This window comes from Cryobacterium sp. CAN_C2 (assembly GCF_015751745.1).
Lineage (GTDB): Bacteria > Actinomycetota > Actinomycetes > Actinomycetales > Microbacteriaceae > Cryobacterium.
The window spans coordinates 1-17559 of sequence record NZ_JADOUX010000010.1 but is presented as its reverse complement, the minus strand read 5'-3'; the positions used below and the strand labels follow the sequence as shown (position 1 = coordinate 17559).

At 62.7% G+C, this 17559-nt stretch carries 17 protein-coding genes; 4 read left to right on the top strand and 13 right to left on the bottom strand.

The genetic code is table 11. From position 1 onward, the window contains the following. Positions 1 to 18: 18 nt before the first annotated feature. The 10 genes from IWX77_RS09555 to uvrA all read right to left on the bottom strand — a co-directional run bounded on the left by IWX77_RS09555 (position 19) and on the right by uvrA (position 11592). A complete protein-coding gene (locus tag IWX77_RS09555; RefSeq protein WP_092107849.1) occupies positions 19 to 387 on the bottom strand; it encodes an RNA polymerase-binding protein RbpA in 369 nt (122 codons plus the stop codon). A 134-nt stretch (positions 388 to 521) separates the two neighbouring features. Further along, positions 522 to 773, bottom strand: a complete 252-nt coding sequence (gene secG / locus IWX77_RS09550) for a preprotein translocase subunit SecG (RefSeq protein ID WP_196844288.1) — start codon at positions 771 to 773, stop codon at positions 522 to 524. A gap of 131 nt (positions 774 to 904) precedes the next feature. After that, on the bottom strand, positions 905 to 1705 hold the full coding sequence (gene tpiA / locus IWX77_RS09545) for a triose-phosphate isomerase (RefSeq protein ID WP_196844287.1): 801 nt from the start codon (positions 1703 to 1705) through the stop codon (positions 905 to 907). Beyond that, positions 1696 to 2910: a phosphoglycerate kinase gene (locus tag IWX77_RS09540; RefSeq protein ID WP_196844286.1), complete on the bottom strand. Its 1215-nt coding sequence runs from the start codon at positions 2908 to 2910 to the stop codon at positions 1696 to 1698. Before IWX77_RS09540 ends, tpiA begins: the two co-directional genes overlap by 10 nt. Positions 2911 to 2920: 10 nt before the next feature. Continuing rightward, positions 2921 to 3928, bottom strand: coding sequence for a type I glyceraldehyde-3-phosphate dehydrogenase (gap, locus tag IWX77_RS09535; RefSeq protein WP_196844285.1), 1008 nt, complete (start codon positions 3926 to 3928; stop codon positions 2921 to 2923). 115 nt (positions 3929 to 4043) lie between these two features. Further along, on the bottom strand, positions 4044 to 4670 hold the full coding sequence (locus IWX77_RS09530) for a superoxide dismutase (protein ID WP_196844284.1): 627 nt from the start codon (positions 4668 to 4670) through the stop codon (positions 4044 to 4046). A 108-nt stretch (positions 4671 to 4778) separates the two neighbouring features. Next, positions 4779 to 5768, bottom strand: coding sequence for a DNA-binding protein WhiA (gene whiA / locus IWX77_RS09525; protein ID WP_196844371.1), 990 nt, complete (start codon positions 5766 to 5768; stop codon positions 4779 to 4781). Between the two features lie 84 nt (positions 5769 to 5852). Continuing rightward, positions 5853 to 6728: an RNase adapter RapZ gene (gene rapZ / locus IWX77_RS09520; RefSeq protein WP_196844283.1), complete on the bottom strand. Its 876-nt coding sequence runs from the start codon at positions 6726 to 6728 to the stop codon at positions 5853 to 5855. A gap of 71 nt (positions 6729 to 6799) precedes the next feature. Next, complete coding sequence (gene uvrC / locus IWX77_RS09515) at positions 6800 to 8710, bottom strand: excinuclease ABC subunit UvrC (protein ID WP_196844282.1); 1911 nt, start codon at positions 8708 to 8710, stop codon at positions 6800 to 6802. A 14-nt stretch (positions 8711 to 8724) separates the two neighbouring features. After that, on the bottom strand, positions 8725 to 11592 hold the full coding sequence (gene uvrA / locus IWX77_RS09510) for an excinuclease ABC subunit UvrA (protein ID WP_196844281.1): 2868 nt from the start codon (positions 11590 to 11592) through the stop codon (positions 8725 to 8727). A gap of 201 nt (positions 11593 to 11793) precedes the next feature. Here uvrA and IWX77_RS09505 point away from each other — a divergent pair, with 201 nt between their 5' ends. Both IWX77_RS09505 and IWX77_RS17135 read left to right on the top strand, forming a co-directional pair. Further along, positions 11794 to 12441, top strand: a complete 648-nt coding sequence (locus tag IWX77_RS09505; protein ID WP_196844280.1) for a PadR family transcriptional regulator — start codon at positions 11794 to 11796, stop codon at positions 12439 to 12441. 127 nt (positions 12442 to 12568) lie between these two features. Further along, a complete protein-coding gene (locus IWX77_RS17135) occupies positions 12569 to 12694 on the top strand; it encodes a hypothetical protein (protein WP_297413036.1) in 126 nt (41 codons plus the stop codon). 120 nt (positions 12695 to 12814) lie between these two features. On the opposite strand, the gene uvrB is transcribed toward IWX77_RS17135, so the two are convergent. Both uvrB and coaE read right to left on the bottom strand, forming a co-directional pair. Then, positions 12815 to 14878, bottom strand: coding sequence for an excinuclease ABC subunit UvrB (gene uvrB / locus IWX77_RS09500; protein WP_196844279.1), 2064 nt, complete (start codon positions 14876 to 14878; stop codon positions 12815 to 12817). A gap of 29 nt (positions 14879 to 14907) precedes the next feature. Beyond that, positions 14908 to 15573 (bottom strand): dephospho-CoA kinase, encoded by a 666-nt coding sequence (gene coaE / locus IWX77_RS09495; RefSeq protein ID WP_196844278.1) that lies wholly within the window; start codon positions 15571 to 15573, stop codon positions 14908 to 14910. A gap of 158 nt (positions 15574 to 15731) precedes the next feature. Between coaE and IWX77_RS09490 the strand changes: the two genes are divergently transcribed. Further along, positions 15732 to 16310 carry a transposase gene (locus tag IWX77_RS09490; protein WP_196844277.1) on the top strand — a complete coding sequence of 193 codons (579 nt, stop codon included), beginning with the start codon at positions 15732 to 15734 and terminating at the stop codon, positions 16308 to 16310. Positions 16311 to 16540: 230 nt separating this feature from the next. On the opposite strand, the gene IWX77_RS09485 is transcribed toward IWX77_RS09490, so the two are convergent. Continuing rightward, positions 16541 to 16681: a hypothetical protein gene (locus tag IWX77_RS09485; protein WP_196844276.1), complete on the bottom strand. Its 141-nt coding sequence runs from the start codon at positions 16679 to 16681 to the stop codon at positions 16541 to 16543. A 197-nt stretch (positions 16682 to 16878) separates the two neighbouring features. Between IWX77_RS09485 and IWX77_RS09480 the strand changes: the two genes are divergently transcribed. Further along, positions 16879 to 17454, top strand: a complete 576-nt coding sequence (locus IWX77_RS09480; protein WP_196844275.1) for a hypothetical protein — start codon at positions 16879 to 16881, stop codon at positions 17452 to 17454. Positions 17455 to 17559: the final 105 nt, after the last annotated feature.

Genomic DNA, 17559 nt, shown 5'->3' with positions numbered 1-17559 from the left:
CGGTTTTGGTGTGCCGAGTCAGTTCGTAGGTGACAGCTTGCCGCGACGAACGCGCAACTGATTGAGCGCCTCTTCCAGGAGAGACTCGGCTTCTTCCTCGGTTCGACGTTCCTTGACGTAGGCCAAGTGCGTCTTGTAGGGCTCAAGCTTCACCACGGAGGGAGGATTCTCCTTGTCGCGGCCGGCCGGAAGGCCGGATGAGGGGCAATCGATGGTGACGGGGATCTCCTCGTCGGGAAGGCTCGCCGCAAAGTACCGTACGGTCTCGTTGCCGAGGGCATCCCAGTAGGAGACCTTGATGCGGTCCGCGTGAAAACCGCGGTCCTGCTCGCCCATGGGGCCCGCGCCTACACGCGAGCCACGGATTGCGCTGCCGCCTGATGCCATCTTGTTCCTCCGTTAAATCGTGCAGGTATGCGCTGCAGATTCGAGCAGTTCTTGGTGCTGCTGCGATTGGTAATGCTGCTGATGAAGAGATGTGCTCGTGGAAAGCCTAGGGTAACCCCGCACAGTGCGAAAAGTTAAGCCCCGGTGTCAAACTTGGTGATCAATCCGAGGACCACGATGCAGGATACCCACAGCAGGCCCAGAATAATGGTGATGCGGTTGAGGTTGCGCTCGGCAACGCCCGATGCTCCGAGGTTGGAGGTAACGCCGCCGCCGAACATGTCGGACAATCCACCACCCCGACCCTTGTGCAGCAAAATGAGCATGGTGAGCAGGAGGCTCGTGATACCGACGAGCACCTGCATGACAACCTGGAGAATCTCCACACGAAACCTTTCAAAAAACGGTTGGCGCAACTCTGGCGCCCAGACCATAGTAATTATACCCTTCAGGCAGGAGCGGGGTGGTTGCCCCGAGGGCAGCCACCCCGCTCCCGCAAATTCAGGAACGTGTCGGTTTAGAGGCCGACGTGCTTGTGATACCGAATAATGCTCGAGAACTCCGGAATATCCAGGCTGGCACCGCCGACCAATGCCCCGTCAACGTTGGGCTCGCGCATGAATGCGGCAATGTTGCCGCTCTTGACCGAGCCACCATAGAGAATGCGGGTCTTGTCGGCCACATCCTGTCCGAGGGTGTCGGCGAGAACGCCGCGGAGCGCAGCGGCAACCTGCTCGGCCTGCTCCGGGGTGGCAGCTTGGCCGGAGCCGATCGCCCACACCGGCTCGTACGCAACGACGATGTCGGCCGCGTGAGTGACAGCGGTGAGGGCGGCACGGAGCTGGGCGACCGGAACAGCGCTCGGACCGTGCACTTTGAGATCCTCGGCGCTTTCACCGACGCAGATCAGCGGCACGAGGTTGTGTTTCAACGCGGCGGTTACCTTGGCAGCCACCTGCTCGTCGGTCTCATTGTGCAGGGTTCGGCGCTCGGAATGCCCGATGATGACGTACTGGCATTCCAGCTGGGCCAGGAAGGCACCCGAGATCTCACCCGTGTAGGCGCCGGAATCCTGAGCGGACACGTCCTGAGCTCCAAAGGCCACCGGAAGCCTGTCGGCCGACACCAGCGTCTGCACGCTGCGCAGGTCGGTGAACGGCGGAAAGACCGCGACCTCGACTGCGGTAAAGTCGTGACCGGCGTCTTTGAGGTTCCAGGCGAGCTTCTGCACGAAAGCTATGGCCTGGAGGTGGTCCAGGTTCATCTTCCAGTTGCCCGCAATCAGCGGTGTACGCCGAGGGTTGATGTTCACTGCCATCCGAGGACCTCCAGTCCTGGTAGACGCTTGCCCTCGAGGAATTCAAGGCTTGCGCCACCGCCGGTAGAAATATGACCAAATTGGTCGTCGTGGAAACCGAGAATACGAACGGCCGCGGCTGAGTCGCCGCCACCGACCACGCTGAGGCCGGTGACCTCGGTGAGCGCGGCAGCCACCGTGCGGGTGCCCTCCGCAAACGGAGCGAGTTCAAAAACGCCCATCGGACCGTTCCAGAACACGGTGTTGGACGCACGGATGATGTCGGCGAACGCCGCCGCCGTGTCAGGCCCGATGTCCAGGCCGAGGCCGGTAGCGCCGAACGGAGTGTTCTCGATTCCGTCAGCTGCGGTGATGACGTGCTCAGCGTCCGCGCCGAACTTCGACGCAACTATGACATCTGTCGGGAGAACAATTTTCACGCCGAGACGTTCGGCTTCGGCAAGATAGCCGCGAACCGTTTCAATCTGGTCGCTCTCCAGCAGGCTGGCACCGACCGTGTGCCCCTGGGCGGCGAGAAAGGTGAACAGCATGCCGCCGCCGATGAGCAGGGAATTCACGCGGGGAAGCAGGTGTCCGATGACACCGAGCTTGTCGCTGACTTTCGAGCCGCCGAGGATGACCGTGTACGGGGCCTCCGGCTTCTCGGTGAGACGCTCAAGCACGTCGAGTTCAGCCGCGATGAGCAGGCCTGCAGCGCTCGGTAGCAGCGACGCGAGATCGAAGACGCTTGCCTGCTTGCGGTGCACGACCCCGAATCCGTCGGACACGAGTGAGTCTCCGAGCAGCGCGAGCTGCTCCGCGAACGCGAGGCGCACGGCATCCGCTGTGCTGGTTTCACCGGCGTTGAAGCGCAGGTTCTCCAAAACGACGATATCGCCGTTCTGCAGCGCCGCTACGGCCGTGGTCGCTGAGTCGCCGACCGTGTCGGTGGCGAACGCGACCGGGAGATTCACCAGTTCGCTCAATCGAGCGGCAACGGGTTTCAGGCTGTACTTGGCATCAACGGCCCCGTCGGGGCGCCCGAGGTGAGAGACGATCACCACGCGGGCGCCCTGAGCGACGAGGGCGTTGAGGGTGGGCAGTGACGCCCGCACTCGCCCGTCGTCGGTGATCTGACCGTTCTTCAACGGAACATTCAGGTCGAAGCGGACAATAACCCGCTTGCCGCTGAGAGGCCCGAGCGAGTCAATCGTGCGTAACGTCACCGCGCGGCCGTTAGAGTCGCTCGGCGACGAACTCGGTGAGGTCGACGAGACGGTTGGAATAACCCCACTCGTTGTCGTACCAGGACGCAACCTTGACCTGGTCGCCGATCACCTTGGTGAGCCCGGCGTCGAAGATCGAGGAGTGCGGGTCGCCGACGATGTCGCTCGAGACGATCGGGTCCTCGGTGTAGCTGAGGATGCCCTTGAGCGGTCCCTCGGCTGCGGCCTTGTAGGCGGCGTTCACTTCTTCGACCGTCACCGCACGCGAGGCGGTGAGGGTGAGGTCGGTGATCGAGCCGGTCGGAACCGGAACGCGCAGGGCGTAGCCGTCGAGCTTGCCGACGCTCTCCGGAATGACGATGCCGAGCGCCTTGGCAGCGCCGGTCGACGTCGGAATGATATTGAGCGCGGCGGCGCGGGCACGACGCAGGTCATTGTGCGGGCCGTCCTGCAGGTTCTGGTCCGCGGTATACGCGTGGATGGTGGTCATGAGGCCACGCTCGATGCCGAAGTTGTCGAGGAACACCTTTACGAGCGGCGCGAGGCAGTTCGTGGTGCAGGACGCGTTCGAGATGATGTCGTGGATCGCGGCGTCGTAGGTGTTTTCGTTCACACCGAGCACGAGCGTCGCCACGTCGGCTCCGGTTGCGGGAGCGGAAACGATGACCTTCTTGGCGCCGGCTTCAATGTGCTTCTGGGCATCGACGGCCTTGGTGAAGCGTCCGGTGGACTCAATGACGATTTCAACGCCCAGTGCGCCCCAGGGCAGGTTGGCGGGATCGCGCTCGGCGAGCACCTTGATGGCTTTGCCGTTGACAACGATGTTGTCCCCGTCAACCTCAACAGTGGCGTTGAGCCGGCCACCGACAGAGTCGTACTTGAGCAGATGGGCGAGCGACGCGGGGTCGCTGAGGTCGTTGACTGCGACAATTTCGATGTCGCTGCCCTTGGAAAGGGCTGCTCTGAAGTAGTTACGACCAATGCGGCCGAATCCGTTGATGCCGATCTTTACGGACATAAATAGCTCCTGATTGTGAAAAGGCGCCGCGGGGCGCAGTGAAAGTAAAGCGGGAGGGGAACGCTGATGCCCCGATTCGTTCGGGGCACCAGCAGGCTACGAAACTAGCAGGAGGCTACGAAAGGAGCAGGAGGCCGCTCGTCTTCTCGCGTGCGACGGTGAACCGTTCCTGCACGTTTGCCCAGTTGGCGATGTTCCAGAAAGCCTTGACGTAATCGGCGCGCACGTTGCGGTAGTCGAGGTAGTAGGCGTGCTCCCAGACATCGAGCATGAGAACTGGAACGGTTCCGGCTGCGAAGTTGGATTGCTGGTCAAAGAACTGCTGGATGATCAGACGCTGTCCGATGGAGTCCCAGGCGAGGACGGCCCAGCCGGAACCCTGAACGCCGAGTGCTGCAGCGGTGAAGTGCGCCTGGAACTTGTCGAAAGAGCCGAAGTGATCGTCGATCGCCGCAGCGAGCTCGCCGACTGGCTTGTCGCCACCGTTCGGGGACAGGTTCGTCCAGAAGATGGAGTGGTTGACGTGGCCGCCGAGGTTGAAGGCGAGATCCTTCTCCAGCTTGTTCACGTTGGCAAGGTTTCCACTATCGCGGGCGTCCGCGAGCTGGGCCAGTGCCGTGTTGGCGCCGGTGACGTACGCCTGGTGGTGCTTACCATGGTGGAGTTCCATGATGGTGCCGCTGATGCTGGGCTCAAGAGCCGCGTAGTCATAGTCAAGGGTGGGCAGGGTGTATTCGGCCATTACTTATCTCCTTGTGAGTGTTGCCGCCGCACCGGGTGCGGCGGCGTTGTAAGCGACACTTAGTCTACCCGCGGGCGTTGCGACCCACAGAATTCGCGATCTTGAGCGTTATAGGAGCGCCACATCATCGGGGTGAACCGGATAGCCAACGTCGGTTCCTTCGACGCCGAGTTCGATCGCTTTCTTGTCGGCCATGGCGAGCAGGCGTCGGATTCGGCCGGCGACGGCGTCCTTGGTCATCGGCGGTTCGGCGTGGTGGCCGAGTTCGTCGAGGCTGGAGTCGCGAAAGTTCAGGCGCAGGTCTCCGGCGTAACGCAGGTGCTTGGGGATGTCTTCGCCGAGGATATCCATGGCCCGCTGCACGCGGGCGCAGGCTGCGACGGCAGCTTCTGCGGAGCGGCGCAGGTTCGCGTCGTCGAAGTTGACCAGCCGATTCGCTGTGGCGCGCACTTCGCGGCGCTGGCGGAGAGCTTCCCAGTTGAGTACCGTGTTGGTCGCGCCCATGTGCACGAGCATCGCGCCGATGGCGTCGCCGTCGCGGATGACGACGCGGTGCACGCCGCGGACCTCGCGTGCCTTCGCCGCAACACCGAGGCGTCCGGCCGCGCCCACGAGCGCCATAGCGGCCTCGTTGCCGGGGCAGACGACCTCGAGAGCCGCTGAGCGGCCCGGATCGGTCAACGTACCGTGGGCGAGGAACGCTCCGCGCCAGACGGCGGCGATTTCTTCTTTCGAACCGGTGGTCAGCCGGTTCGGCAGACCGCGAATCGGTCGACGGCGGGCATCCAACAGGCCAGTCTGACGTGCCAGTGTTTCGCCTCCCTCGATCACCTGTACGAGGTAGTGGCTGGACTGACGGATGCCGGTGGCGGCGATGACCTGCATGGCACTGCGCACGCCGTAGAGTTCGGCGAGGTCCTTACGGACCCGTCGGGCCAGGATCGCGGTATCAAGTTCGGATTCGATCGCGATGCGGCTACTGATCATGTGCAAACCGCCCGAGAACCGGAGGATTGTGGCCAGTTCGGCCGCGCGCACGGTGGTCTTGGAGACCTCCACGCGCGAAAGTTCATCTTTAACGTCGGCGGTGAGTGCCAATCGCTTTTCCATTCTGTTGATCCGTTGCGTTAGGTCTGAGTGGTGAGAGCCCGGAGGAGCAGCGGCTGCTGCTCCCGGCCTCGCTTATTCGCGTCCGAGGTCGCGGTGTTTGATATTGACCGCAACGCCGGGAAGTTTTTCGAGCCGAGACGCCAGTTCTCTGGCCATGGCGACGGAGCGGTGTTTGCCTCCGGTACACCCGATGCCGATGGTGGCATGGCGTTTGTTCTCTCTCTGGAAGCCAGCCAACACCGGCGCCATGGCGGCGGCGTAGTGGTCGATGAAATCGAGGGCACCAATTTGGGCAAGTACAAAGTCTCTCACCTCCGGATCGACGCCGGTGTGCGCGCGCAGCTCGGGGATCCAGAACGGGTTCGGCAGAAAGCGGGCATCCGCGACCAGATCGACGTCCGTCGGCATGCCGTATTTGAAGCCGAAGCTCATGATGGTCAGCTGCACACCCGCGCGTCCCTCGGCGGCAAACCGCTCGGTGATCGTCGTCGCGAGCTGGTGCACGTTGAGGTCGGAGGTGTCAATGACGAGGTCGCTGGACTCCCGAACAGCAAGTAGGCGGAACCGCTCGGCCGCGATCCCGTCGAGAAGCGTTCCGTCGCCCTGCAGTGGATGCGGCCGACGCACGGATTCAAAACGGCGCACGAGCGCGTCATCCCGGGCTTCAAGGAAGATCACCTGCACCTGGGCGCCGCTGCGCAGCTGCTGCACGGTCTCCAGAAAGTCACCGAACAGGTCGCGGCCCCGAATGTCGACAACCGCCGCGATTCTGGGCAAGTTGGCGCCGGCCCGTTCGACCAGATCGACCAGCGGCCGCAGCATTTGCGGTGGAAGGTTATCAACGACGTACCAGTCGAGGTCCTCTAAGGCGTTGGCGACGGTGGATCGTCCCGCCCCGGACATTCCCGTAACGATCAGCACTTCCTGCTTGTCGGGGTCCGTAGTCATTCGTTGAAAGCGCCTTAATGAGAAGTGGGTGGACTATCAAGCCTACCCAGCGCCGGGGCGTTCCGGTTCCTTCAGGCGCGCAGGTGGGCGTGGATCGACTCGGCCAGCACCGGGCCGATGCCGCGAACATCCGCTATTTCCGCCACGGAGGCAACCCTGAGTCGCGCCACCGACCCGAAATGTTGTAATAATACTTTCACCCGAGCCGGCCCGAGTCCGGCGATTTCACCCAGAATCGAGGAAATGTCTTTCTTGCGTCGGATGCGCTGATGCGTAATCGCGAACCGGTGTGCTTCATCGCGGATTCGCTGGATCAGAAACAATGCGTCACTGTTGCGCGGCAGGATCACCGGGTAGTCGGAGTCGGGAAGCCAGATTTCTTCCAGTCGCTTGGCGATTCCGCACAATTGAATGCCGGTCACGCCGGACTCGGCGAGGGCACGTTTGGCGGCGGCAACCTGCGGTTGGCCGCCGTCAACGATGAGCAGGTTCGGCTGGTATTTGAATTTGGCGCGCTTGTGCTCGATCTGGGCGATGTCGGTCGGGTCGACAGCGGCGACGACGCTCGGCGCTGGACCTGCGGCATCCGCTGGCGCGGACTCGGGTTTCAAGTAGGCAAGCCGTCGAGTCAGAATCTGGTAAATCGAGTCAGTGTCGTCGGACGATTCGGGAATATTGAAGCGGCGGTATTCGTCCTTGCGGGGTAGCCCGTCTTCGAAGACGACCATCGACGCGACGATATTGGTGCCGCTCAGGTGCGACACGTCGTAGCACTCCATGCGCAGCGGAGCGGCCGGCATCTCAAGGGCGTCCTGGATGTCTTCGAGCGCCTTGGATCGTGCCACGAAGTCGGAGCTCCGCCGCGTCTTGTAGAGCATGAGCGCCTGTTTAGCGTTATTGGTGGCCGTCACGAGCAGGGCCGCCTTTTCACCACGCTGGGCAGCGACGAGACGCACCTTGCGACCGGCCAGCTCGGCCAGCGAGGCTTCGAGGGCTTCGGCGTCGTCGGGCAGCTCCGGGAGCACGATCTCCCGCGGCGGTCTGGTGTCGTGGTTGTAGGCCGTCTGCATCATGGAGTCGATGAGTTCACTCATGGTGACGTCGAGTTCCTTGTCGACCATCCATCCGCGAACACCGCGAATGCGTCCGCCGCGCACAATGAACAGCTGAACGGCGGCCGCGAGTTCGTCTTGCTCGACGGCGAAAAGGTCAATGTCGACGTTATCGCGCAGCACGACCGCACTCTTCTCGAGCACGGCGTTGAGGGCCCGCACCTGGTCCCGTCGCTTCGCCGCGATCTCGTACTGTTGGGCGGCCGCGGCGTCTTTCATCTCCTGGGTGAGCTCATTGATGAGCTTCTTGTCGTGGCTGCCCATGAAGCTCACAAATTTGTTCACGATTTTGCGGTGATCTTCGATGGACACCAGGCCGGAGCACGGACCGAAACACCGCCCGATCTGGCCGGCGAAGCACGGTTTGCCGCTCTGCGTCGCCCGCTTGTAGTTGGCATTGTTACAGGTGCGGATGGGGAAGGCTTTGAGCATGAGCTCGATGGTTTCGTGCACGGCCCAGACTTTGGGGTACGGTCCGAAATAGCGTGCGCCCTTGATGCCCTCGGTGCGGGTGACCAGGGCGCGCGGTGCCTCGTCGCCCAGGGTCACCGCCAGGTACGGGTAGGACTTGTCGTCCTTGAACTGCACGTTGAACGGGGGATCGAACTCATTGATCCACATCCACTCGAGCTGCAGAGCCTCGACCTCGGTGCCGACGACGGTCCACTCCACGCCGGTCGCGGTGGTCACCATGCGTCGTGTGCGATCGTGCAGGCTGCTCAGCGGTGCGAAGTAGTTGCTCAGGCGCGCCCGTAGGTTTTTGGCCTTACCGACGTAGAGGATGCGCCCGGTTGCGTCACGAAACCGGTAGACCCCCGGGGTCGTGGGAATCTCGCCCGTTCTGGGGCGATAGCTCAGGGCGTCAGACATGGCCGAGCGGCCGCCTAGCCGGCAGCCAGGACCTCCTTCAGGAAGGTGCCGGTGAAGCTCTTTTTAACCGTGGCGATGTGCTCGGGGGTGCCGACGGCGAGTACCTTGCCGCCGCCGGAACCTCCCTCGGGACCGAGGTCGATGACCCAGTCGGCGGACTTGATCACGTCGAGGTTGTGCTCGATCACGATGACGGTGTTGCCCTTGTCGACGAGGCTGTTGAGCACGAGTAGCAGTTTGCGCACGTCTTCAAAGTGCAGCCCGGTGGTGGGCTCATCGAGCACGTACACACTGCGCCCGTTGGACCGACGCTGCAGCTCAGTGGCGAGCTTCACCCGCTGCGCTTCGCCACCGGAGAGGGTGGTGGCGCTCTGGCCCAAGCGCACATAGCCGAGGCCCACCTCGACGAGAGTTTTGAGGAAGCGGTGGATCGACGAGATCGGTTCAAAGAAATCGGCCGCCTCGCTGATGGGCATGTCCAGTACCTCGGCGATGTTCTTGCCCTTGTAGTGCACGGTGAGCGTGTCGCGGTTGTACCGGTCTCCCCCGCACACCTCGCACGCCACGTAGACGTCGGGCAGAAAGTTCATCTCGATCTTGATCGTGCCGTCCCCGGAGCAGGCTTCACAGCGTCCGCCCTTGACGTTGAAGCTGAACCGTCCGGGCAGGTAGCCGCGGGTTTTTGATTCGATGGTTTCGGAGAACAGGGTGCGAATCTTGTCGAACACTCCGGTGTAGGTGGCCGGGTTGGAGCGCGGGGTACGGCCAATCGGCGCCTGGTCGACGTGGATGACCTTGTCGAGCTGCTCCAGCCCGGTCACGCGGGTGTGCTTGCCTGGCAGCTTGCGGGCACCGTTGAGGCGGTTGGCGAGCACCCGGTAGAGAATGTCGTTGACGAGCGACGATTTGCCTGAGCCGCTGACCCCGGTGACGGCCGTGAAGGTGCCGAGTGGGAACGTCACCGATACCTTCTGCAGGTTATTGACCTCCGCACCGGTCACACCGATCATGCGTTCCGGGTCGATCGGGCGGCGGGTCTGCGGAGTGGCAATGGACTTGCGCCCGGCCAGGTAGTCGCCGGTGAGTGATTTCGTGTTCGCCAGCAGACCTTTATAGGAGCCGGAGTGCACGACGTGACCGCCATTGACCCCGGCGCCCGGGCCGATGTCGACGATCCAATCGGCCGTTTTGATGGTGTCTTCGTCGTGTTCGACCACGATGAGCGTGTTGCCGAGGTCGCGCAGGGTGACCAGGGTTTCGATCAGGCGACGGTTGTCGCGCTGGTGCAGGCCGATACTCGGTTCATCGAGCACGTAGAGTACCCCGGTGAGGCCCGACCCGATCTGGGTTGCCAAGCGGATGCGCTGCGCCTCACCACCCGAGAGGGTCGCCGCGGCCCTGGACAGGTTGAGGTAGGTCAGTCCGACCCGAATCAAAAAGTCGAGGCGCGCGCGAATTTCGCGCAGCACCTGCGCGGCGATGACCGCTTCCCGGTCGGTCAGGGTCAGCTTGGCCATGAACTCGCGGGCGTCGCTCAAACTGAGTGCGCAGACATCGGCGATGCTGTGCTCGTGCACGAGCACAGCGAGTACCTCGGGCTTGAGCCTGGTGCCGTTGCAGACGTGACAGTCGACCTCGCGCAGATATTCCGCCCATCGCTGACGCTGCGTGTCGCTCTCGGCCTGCAGGTACTGGCGTTCGATGTAGGGCACGACACCCTCGAAACCCGAGGTGTAGCTCATTTCACGGCCGTAGCGGTTCTTCCACTTGACCCGCACCTCAAAGTTGTCGCCACGCATGACGGCGTTCTGCACCTCACCGTTCAGATCGCCCCACGGAGTGTCGAGGGAGAAGCCGAGATCGCGAGCGAGGCCATCGAGCAGCTTTTCGTAGTACTGGAACAGGCCTTTGCCCTGGGTGGTCCAGGGCAGTACGACGCCCTCGGCGATGCTTAGATCGGGGTCGCCGAGCAACAGGTCTTCGTCAACGGACATTCGGGTGCCAAGGCCGGAACATTCCGGGCAGGCGCCGAACGGGGCGTTGAAGGAAAAGGTGCGCGGTTCGATTTCGGTCAGCTGCACCGGGTGGTTGTTCGGGCAGGACAACTTCTCGGAGTAGTTCTGCCAGGCCTTGTCGCCTTCTTCGTCGAGAAAGTTGATCTGCACGAGGCCGTCGGTGAGTTTAAGGGCAGTTTCGAGTGAGTCGGTGAGGCGGCTGAGCAGCTCGGGGCCGGCCACGAGCCGGTCAACGACGACGGAGATGTCGTGCTTCTGCTGCTTTTTGAGCACGGGCGGTTCGCTCAGCTGGATCTGGGTGCCATCGACGATCGCGCGGGAGTAGCCTCCGCCGGCGAGTTCCTGGAACAGGTCGACGAACTCACCCTTCTTCTGCGAAATGACGGGGCTAACCACCTGATATCGGATGCCAGCCTTCAGCTCCATGAGCTGGTCGGCGATCTGCTGCACCGTCTGGGACTGGATGACCTCGCCGCAGATAGCGCAATGCGGCACGCCGATACGGGCCCAGAGCAGGCGCATGTAGTCATAGATTTCGGTGATCGTACCGACCGTGGAGCGCGGGTTGCGGTTGGTTGACTTCTGGTCAATCGAGACCGCCGGGCTCAGCCCCTCGATGAAGTCGACGTCGGGCCGGTCGACCTGGCCGAGAAACTGCCGGGCATAGGCCGAGAGCGACTCCACATAGCGGCGCTGGCCCTCGGCAAAGATCGTGTCGAAGGCGAGGGACGACTTGCCCGAGCCCGAGAGCCCGGTGAAGACGACGAGCGAATCGCGCGGAATCTCCAGATCAACGTTGTGGAGGTTGTGTACGCGGGCTCCGCGCACACTGAGTTTCGGACCTGTTTCTACCTTCGTAATCGACACCCATCGAGTCTATGCAACGCCACCGACAGTCTCGTACCGGAGGCGCCATTCATCCGCGGATTGCGCTCATGGCACGTGTGCCGCCATTGCCCGGTTGCAACGAGTCCCGCTTTCGTAGACACGCGCCACGAGATCACACGTCTAGCTGCCGGGTATGTATATACTCGGTACTTATTAGCCGTAAGAATTGCCGGAGGCCGTATGTCTGTTCGCCAGAGTCTGCTCGCCATCCTGAACCAGGGGCCGTGTTACGGCTACCAGCTCCGGGCCGAGTTCGATCGTCGTACCGGGTCGACCTGGCCGCTCAACGTCGGCCAGATCTATAACACGCTCGACCGCCTTGAGCGGGACGGCCTGGTGCAGAAGGCCGATATCGACGCCGGTGGCCAGAACTATGTCGAGATCACGGCCGCCGGGCGCGCAGAGGTCGCCGATTGGCTCGGCTCCCCGGTCGTGCGCACGAGGGCAACCCGCGACGAGCTCGCCATCAAGCTCGCGATCGCCGTGACGCTTCCGGGCGTGGACATCGCCCACGTGATCCACGTGCAGCGCAGCGCGACAGTGCGCACGCTCCAGGAGCTGAACCGTACGAAAAACTCAACCACCGACCCAGGATCATCTGAGCAACTCGCCTGGCTGCTCGTGATCGACTCGCTCATCTTCGCAACGGAGTCAGAGGCGCGCTGGCTCGACCACTGCGAGGCCCGGCTGGCACGCGCGGTGGGCGCCGGAACAGCCGCTCCCCTGCCCCTGAACACCGAGGTGCCCAAGCGGGGCCGCCCGGCCAAGGCTGCTGCTTCAACGGAGGCACCCGCAGCGCATATGACGGCAGCGCAGGGGCGCTCATGACCGACGACGTGCTGGTGACGTGCTGCTGAGTCGTGACGGCGTCTCGATACGGTACGGTCGCGCCGAGACCGCGATCACAGCTCGGGCCGGGGTCGACCTCACCGTTAGGCGCGGCTAACTCGTCGCGGTGATGGGGTCATCCGCTTCGGGTGAATCGGCCCTGCTGACCGTGGCGGGCGGGCTGACTCCACCGACCAGCAGCGAGGTCGTCATCGAGGGCAACAGGCTCAGCCAGGCGATCGTGATCGGCTGAGCCAGGGTCTAACCGGCCCGGTAGACCGGTGAAGTCGTCGCCGACCCGTGAGTTTCGGACCAGTTGCCCACAAAATCAGGGCCGAAACTCACGGTTCGGCGACGGTTCGGCGCTGCGGAGCTACTGCAGGTGGCCGGCCTTCTCCATCTGACGCAATTCGCGCTTGAGCTCCGAGAGCTCATCGCGCAAGCGCGCGGCCAGCTCAAATTTGAGCTCTCCGGCCGCCTCGAGCATCTGCGAGTTGAGGTCGGAGATGATCGACTCGAGGTCATTGGCACCATTGGCGGCGAGGCCGACCCGGCGCGTGGGCGTTGAACTCTTGCGGCGTGCGTCACGGCCGGCGAGCAGCTCGGCGGTGTCGGCTTCCTCACGGGCGAGCGCCTCCGTGATGTCGCCGATGCGCTTGCGTAGCGGGGTCGGGTCGATGCCGTGCAGGGTGTTGTAGGCGACCTGCTTCTCGCGGCGCCGATCGGTCTCGTCGATGGCTTTCTCCATCGAGGCGGTGAGTCGGTCGGCGTACATGTGTACTTCGCCCGACACGTTGCGGGCGGCCCTACCAATGGTCTGAATGAGCGACGTGGCGGAACGGAGGAACCCTTCCTTGTCGGCGTCGAGGATGGCGACGAGGGACACTTCGGGCAGGTCGAGGCCTTCACGCAGCAGGTTGATGCCGACGAGTACGTCGTAGATACCGGCTCGCAGTTCGGTGAGCAGTTCCACCCTGCGCAGCGTGTCGACGTCCGAGTGCAGGTAGCGCACCCGCACCCCCGCCTCGGTGAGAAAGTCCGTGAGGTTCTCGGCCATCTTCTTGGTAAGCGTCGTAACGAGCACGCGTTCATTGCGTTCGGTGCGCTTCTTAATCTCATCGAGCAGGTCGTCGATCTGTCCAGCGCTCGGCTTGACGATGATCTGCGGGTCAATCAGCCCGGTCGGGCGAATAATCTGCTCGACAATGCCATCGGCGATACCCATCTCGTACTTACCCGGCGTCGCCGACAGGTACACGGTTTGACCAACCCGGTTCTTGAACTCGTTAAATTTAAGCGGTCGGTTATCAAGCGCGCTTGGAAGTCGGAAGCCGTGGTCAACCAGGGTGCGCTTGCGAGAAGAATCGCCCTCGTACATGGCCCCGATCTGCGGCACGGTCACGTGCGACTCGTCGATGACCATCAGAAAATCGTCGGGAAAATAGTCGAGCAGGCAGTGCGGGGCCTCGCCCGGTTCGCGTGCGTCAATGTGCCGGGAATAGTTTTCGATGCCGGAGCAGAAGCCGATCTGCTCCATCATCTCGAGGTCGAAGGTGGTGCGCATGCGCAGCCGTTGGGCTTCGAGCAGCTTGCCCTCACGCTCGAGCACCCCCAAGCGTTCGGCAAGTTCAATCTGGATGGTGCCGATCGCCCGGCGCATGACGTCGTCGCTCGCGACGTAGTGCGAGCCGGGAAAGACGGAGACCGCGTCAAGTTTCTTGACGATGTCGCCGGTGAGCGGGTGCAGGCTGTACAGCGCCTCGATCTCGTCGCCGAACAATTCGATACGGATGGCAAGTTCTTCGTACATGGGGATGATTTCGATGGTGTCGCCGCGCACTCGAAAGTTTCCGCGGGAGAAATCAACGTCATTGCGCTTGTACTGCATCGCGACGAATTTACGAACGAGAAAGTCCCGGCTGATCCTCTGGCCGACCTGCAGCGCGATCATGGCTTCGAGGTAGCCCTCGGGGGTGCCGAGGCCGTAGATGCAGGACACGGTCGACACCACGATGACGTCGCGGCGGCTCAGCAGCGAGTTGGTGGTGGAGTGCCGTAGCCGTTCGACTTCTTCATTGATGGACGAGTCCTTCTCGATGAACGTGTCGGTCTGCGGAACGTAGGCTTCCGGCTGGTAGTAGTCGTAGTACGAGACGAAGTATTCGACCGCGTTATTCGGCATGAGGTCGCGAAACTCGTTGACCAGCTGGGCCGCTAGCGTCTTGTTGTGGGCCAGAACGAGCGTCGGACGTTGCACCTGCTCGATCAACCAAGCCGTCGTCGCCGACTTACCGGTGCCGGTGGCGCCGAGCAATACGATGTCGGTTTCGCCAGCATTGATGCGGGCAGCCAGATCAGCGATCGCAGTGGGCTGGTCGCCGCTCGGCGTGTACTCACTGACGACTTCAAACGGGTTCACAGAGCGCGTTGGTTCCATGATTCCATTCTACAAAGGGGGTCTGACACTCAGCTTTCGCGGGCTGACTGCGGCGAGCGGATGTCTTTGCTCGGGGCGCTCTCGCCGGCTTCAGCCGCGCGCACCCGTTCCCAGAGTGCGTCGACCTGGGCCAGGGTGGCGTCGACGGTGCCGGTGTTGTCGATGACGACATCGGCCAGGGCGAGGCGGTCCGCGTCGCTCGCCTGCGCGGAGATGCGGTGCGTCGCCTCCTCCCTGGTCAGGCCGCGCAACTGCACCATGCGCTGGATTCGGGTTTCGGCGTCGGCCTGCACGACGACGATCAGATCAAACGTGACCAGGCCGCCGGCGATAGCTTCGGCCAGGAGCGGGACGTCGTAGACGACGATCGCGTGCGGGTCGGCGGCTGCTGCGGCTGCAACCCGGTCACGGGTGAGCTGCCGCACCGCCGGATGCGTGATGGCGTTCAGCCGCTCCCTCCGGATCGGGTCGGTGAAGATGACGGCGCCCAACGCTGGTCGATTCAGCGTGCCGTCGGCCAGCAGGATATCGTTGCCGAATTCGGCGGCGATCGCGGCGAGGCCACGCGTGCCGGGTTCAACCACTTCACGGGCCAGCTGGTCGGCGTCGATACCCACGGCGCCCCAGGAGGCCAGTCGCTTCGTCACGGTACTCTTGCCCGACGCGATCCCGCCCGTCAGCCCAATCAGATACATTCCGCAATGCTATCTGGTCGCATCCTTCGAATTGGGCGTCGGCGCCCCACGGTTCGGGAGCCTCACGGTTCGGAAACCAGCTGGTGAAGGTCGACCCTGAGTCCACAACGCTTCCCACTCCAACGGCCCCGCCCTGCGCATTCCTGAGAAGTTTCAAGGTGAAGCTGCACCTGGACCGTATCGACCAGATCGAGGCGACCCTCACGACCCTTTACGCCCGCATTGACACGGTGCTGGAACCTTTTTCCTTCGCCCGGGAGCTGCTGATGACCATTCCCGGGATCTCGACAAATGTCGCCAACGTCATCATCGCCGAAGCCGGCGTCGACATGAAGGTCTTTGACACGGCGGGACATTTAGCATCGTGGGCGGGAGTGTGTCCGAGCCGGAACGAGTCCGCCGGACGTACCAAATCCACCCAGACCCGCCCCGGCGACCACTACCTCAGAGCCGCACTGGTAATCGCTACGCTGCCCGTGTCCCGGTCGAAAACGACGTATCTTGCAGTGAAATACCGGCGCATCCAATCCCATACCGGCGCCCCGAGCGCCGTCGGCGCACTCCAACACACCCTGCTCGTCATCGTCTGGAACAGGCTCCACGACGGGGTCGCTTATGAAGAATTCGGCGTCGATCATTACGACAAAACAATCCCCGAACGCGCCAAGAAACGACTGCAAAGCCGCATGGTATCCCTCGGTTTCGAGCCCAACTTCATCCCACTTTCCGCCGGGTAGGGGTGGCTTGTGAAAAAGTGAAATATCCGACGCTAACGCCCGAGTTCGGGCCATCTGGGGCGCTTGAGAAAAAGGAGCTCAGAGTACGGTAAGGCGCAGTTTCAGCGGTCGGTCGCGGGGACCCATCGGTTGAGGGTGGGAACTGAGACCCCAAGGGTCCCAGTCGACGTCGACGGCGTGGCTAATGACCTGGAGCTACGGCTTAGCGCCAACCACCGTTCCAATACTGGTCAGACCCGACTTCGCGTTACTTCTGTGGTCGCCCTCTTGGCGCGAATATCCGGACCGATCCTCCTCTGGCCCTGACTACCGTTCAGCACGTTCAGCACGTTCAGCACGTTCAGCACGATCAGCACGATCAGCACGATCAAGACGGCCGAGGTCGGCCCTATGGCTTGCCCCTATGAATGACCTTAGAGAGCATGTCTATGCTGGACTTGACTATGCGCATCGAGAGCGCCAGAACGGGCTTCCGGCGAAACATTGATGTTCCCTCTGGGACGTCTCCTCGTTAGCCTCGCAGAGGGAACAGGTAGTAATAAGTTCCAAACGATGGAGGGATGGCACCGTGCAGTACATCGATCGGATCGACATTCGCGAGGATGCGGATTACACGCCCAGTGAGGGCCCAATCTTTCTCTACAGCGACTCGGAATCAGAGCACCTGATTTACGCACGCGCGGTGTGGGGCCTCGAGGAGTTGGGCGGCGTACCAGCTGCGAGCCCTCAATTAGTGACAACCGAATCGCCGGCATCGCCGACGGAACGCCAGCGCCTCGCTCAGATTTGGGTTGCAGCCTGGGACAGCGTATGGGCCATGTACTCGGCTGCACTTGACGATTCTGTTCTGGCCGCGGAGATCCCGGAGCCGCTCGATTGGAAATCTCTCGCGGCTCCGTCGACGCTGACGGCCGAAGGCCTCGTTGAGTGGAGGATGCGGATCATGACCCCAGAACCGCTGGGATCTCGCTATCCCGATATTGCGAGAGCAGCCGAAGAAGCCTTCGGCCGTGGACTCGCCTGTGTCTACGTACTTCCAATGGACGGTGAATGGGCGTTGTCGGTGCGGGGACGAATCCTGCTGATCTCATCGCAGACGCACGATTCATCTGAGGCTCTGCAAAAGGCGCTTACCGGGTTTTGATGCGGGCCACTGAGTATTTGCGCTCGTGGGGGCCAGTGTTATTGACGTTCGGGGCCACGGGGTGATGTGGCGAGTAGCGCGTTTCGGGGCCACCGAATATTTCCG

Excerpts from the sequence above, each read along its gene's own strand:
- coaE (WP_196844278.1), bottom strand. The coding sequence starts at position 15,573 with ATGTATCTGATTGGGCTGACGGGCGGGATCGCGTCGGGCAAGAGTACC.
- rapZ (WP_196844283.1), bottom strand. The coding sequence starts at position 6,728 with ATGACTACGGACCCCGACAAGCAGGAAGTGCTGATCGTTACGGGAATG.
- IWX77_RS09505 (WP_196844280.1), top strand. The coding sequence starts at position 11,794 with ATGTCTGTTCGCCAGAGTCTGCTCGCCATCCTGAACCAGGGGCCGTGT.
- uvrB (WP_196844279.1), bottom strand. The coding sequence starts at position 14,878 with ATGGAACCAACGCGCTCTGTGAACCCGTTTGAAGTCGTCAGTGAGTAC.
- tpiA (WP_196844287.1), bottom strand. The coding sequence starts at position 1,705 with ATGGCAGTGAACATCAACCCTCGGCGTACACCGCTGATTGCGGGCAAC.
- IWX77_RS09555 (WP_092107849.1), bottom strand. The coding sequence starts at position 387 with ATGGCATCAGGCGGCAGCGCAATCCGTGGCTCGCGTGTAGGCGCGGGC.
- IWX77_RS09530 (WP_196844284.1), bottom strand. The coding sequence starts at position 4,670 with ATGGCCGAATACACCCTGCCCACCCTTGACTATGACTACGCGGCTCTT.
- gap (WP_196844285.1), bottom strand. The coding sequence starts at position 3,928 with ATGTCCGTAAAGATCGGCATCAACGGATTCGGCCGCATTGGTCGTAAC.
- uvrC (WP_196844282.1), bottom strand. The coding sequence starts at position 8,710 with ATGTCTGACGCCCTGAGCTATCGCCCCAGAACGGGCGAGATTCCCACG.